The sequence below is a fragment of the Flavobacterium sp. genome, assembly GCF_044341185.1.
Lineage (GTDB): Bacteria > Bacteroidota > Bacteroidia > Flavobacteriales > Flavobacteriaceae > Flavobacterium.
On the sequence record NZ_JBIISE010000067.1, the window covers coordinates 1 to 2775 of the forward strand.

At 31.2% G+C, this 2775-nt stretch carries 5 protein-coding genes; all 5 read left to right on the plus strand.

All coding sequences use genetic code 11. The features are described 5' to 3' along the window. Positions 1-6: 6 nt before the first annotated feature. Complete coding sequence (locus tag ACIQZ1_RS09595; protein WP_396160850.1) at positions 7-444, plus strand: GAF domain-containing protein; 438 nt, start codon at positions 7-9, stop codon at positions 442-444. 132 nt (positions 445-576) lie between these two features. Beyond that, complete coding sequence (locus ACIQZ1_RS09600; RefSeq protein ID WP_396160842.1) at positions 577-867, plus strand: TIGR03643 family protein; 291 nt, start codon at positions 577-579, stop codon at positions 865-867. Between the two features lie 9 nt (positions 868-876). Then, positions 877-1272, plus strand: a complete 396-nt coding sequence (locus ACIQZ1_RS09605; protein ID WP_396160844.1) for a DUF2452 domain-containing protein — start codon at positions 877-879, stop codon at positions 1270-1272. Then, entirely contained in the window at positions 1257-1907 is a 651-nt protein-coding gene (locus ACIQZ1_RS09610; RefSeq protein WP_396160846.1) for a flavin reductase family protein, read from the plus strand. Before ACIQZ1_RS09605 ends, ACIQZ1_RS09610 begins: the two co-directional genes overlap by 16 nt. Before the next feature lie 2 nt (positions 1908-1909). Then, a partial coding sequence (locus ACIQZ1_RS09615; RefSeq protein ID WP_396160848.1) for a deoxyribodipyrimidine photo-lyase occupies positions 1910-2775 on the plus strand: 866 nt, incomplete at its 3' end.

The window sequence follows — 2775 nt, forward strand, 5'->3', positions numbered from 1 at the left end:
GAAAATATAAAATCAGAAGTAAAAAACATCATTAACAGTAATGAAAATAGAGATGAAAAGCTAATTCGTATTTGTCAATTATTACAAGATTCCATTTCATATTACAATTGGGTTGGTTTTTATTTTGCAAATCACGAAACCAAAACATTACATCTTGGCCCTTATGTTGGGGCTGAAACCGATCATACAGTTATTCCGTTTGGAAAAGGTATTTGCGGACAAGTAGCAGAAAGCAATGCTAACTTTGTGGTTCCCGACGTTTCTGCTCAGGATAATTATATTGCTTGTAGCTTTACTGTAAAATCTGAAATTGTGGTGCCTTTATTTGTAAACGGTATAAATATTGGACAAATAGATATTGACAGTCATATAATCGATCCATTTACAGAAGCAGATGAACGTTTTTTAGAATTTGTAAATGAACAAGTAGCTTTACTTTTTTAAATTATTATTAATAAAATATGAAATCCGTTACTTTAATTTAAGTAACGGATTTTTTTATTCTATTTCTGTATTGAAAATCAAATTATTCTACTTAATTTTGTTTATTCTTTTTTAATTATAATTAAACAAAAAATGCCAATTGCTCAAAAAACAGAATTAGACGACATTGCCATAGATAGAATTATCGAGATGGCGTGGGAAGACAGAACGCCATTTGATGCCATAAAATTTCAATTTGGATTAGCTGAAGCTGATGTAAAAGCATTAATGAAAAAAGAATTAAAATTCTCAAGTTACAAACTTTGGCGTCAACGTGTTGAAAATTGCAAGACCAAACATGCCGCAAAACGTGTAGAAGGTATTGACCGATTTAAGTGCAAATTACAAAGAGCAATTTCAAACAATAAAATTTCAAAAAGATAAAAGTAAAAAATGGAAAACAAAAAGCCTGATAATATAGTTTATACGGATGAAAAAGGATACAATGCAAGTTTTTTACCCTACGCAACAAGTGTTGGCGCACCGATTATTAAAGTTGATGATGTAGCCGCATGGAAAGGCCGAGGCGTTAGAAATGTAAATAAAGAATTTGAAAATAAATTCAATGAATTAAAACTGCAATATCAAAATTTAATAGAAGAATTTGAATGGAATGAAATGATTTACAATTCAAAATTTTCATTTGAACCTGTTATTGGAGAAATTTATCATTTATATGTAGGTAATGAAGGTAGTCACTTTCTATCGTTAATTCCACCAAACGAATGGAATAAAGAACATATTGGAACCTTTCAACTAAATAGTGATAAAAAATGGGTGAAAATTTAGTAAAACATATTACCCATGACGAAATTATGAACATGGAAAAACAAGAACGTGTTCATTTTGCAAACAGCATAGGTGGTTTTAAAAGTTTAGGATTGATTGGAACACAAAACAGTAAAAATCAAACCAACTTAGCCATCGTAGATTCTATTTTACATATTGGAAGTAATCCGCCTTTATTTGGAATGGTGTTTCGTCCGGGAGTTGTAGCACGTCATACTCTTGAAAACATTTTAGAAACTGGTTTTTACACTATTAATCACATCAATGAAAAAATTCACAAACAAGCCCATCAAACCTCAGCAAGGTACGATAGAGATTGCTCAGAATTTGATGAAACTGGATTAACACCTGAATTTAAAAATAACTTTTTTGCGCCTTTTGTAAAAGAAAGTAACGTAAAATTAGCACTTGAATTTAAAGAAAAAGTCACGCTTTCTATCAATAATACCGTTCTAATAATTGGTGAAGTGATAGACGTTTATTTTCCAGAAAACTGTTTGCAAAAAGATGGTTTCCTTGATATTGAAAAAGCAGAATCTATAACTTGTTCTGGACTGGATAGTTATCACAAAACTACGCAAATTTCAAGATTGAGTTATGCTAAATCTGACAAAATAATTACTTCACTAATTTAATTTTGACAAAAAAAGCAACCAATATTGTATGGTTTAAACGTGACCTTCGTTTGGTTGACAACGAAGCACTTTTTTGTGCTCACCAATCTGATTTGCCTTTAGTGCTACTTTATATTTTCGAACCATCTGTAATGAAGTATGACGATTCAGATGTTCGACATTGGCGATTTATATACGAATCCATTCAGGATTTGAATAAAAAACTTCAACCATTTAACGCAAAAATTTATTTTTTTCATAATGAAGTTAAGAACGTATTTTCAGAATTAATTCAAAATTTTGAAGTTAAAACCATTTTTTCGCATCAAGAAATTGGAAATAAAGTGACGTATGACCGCGACTTGGAAATGAAAGCATTTTTTGATTCAAATGATATAGTTTGGAAAGAATTTCAAATGCACGGTGTCATTCGCAAATTAAAATCAAGACAAAATTGGGACAAACGCTGGGAACAAGTAATGCGTGATACCCCAAAAATTATAAATGAATCCGATTTAAAAACAATACAATTAGATTCCGATTTTTACAACCAAATAAAAGGATCAGATTTATCAACTGAAATCACTACTCCTAACAAAAATTTCCAACGAGGTGGCGAATATTGGGCGTGGCGATATCTGGATAGTTTTGTAAAAGAGCGCTATGTCAATTATAGCAAACACATTTCAAAACCGGCTTTGAGTAGAAAAGGCTGCAGTCGCTTGTCGCCATATCTAACGTATGGGAATATTAGTATGCGAATGATTTATCAATATACGAATCAGCATTATGAAGCGTCCAAAAACAAACGCGCCATTCTAAATTTTGTTTCACGTTTGCATTGGCATTGTCATTTCATGCAAAAATTTGAAGACGAATTCGAAATGGA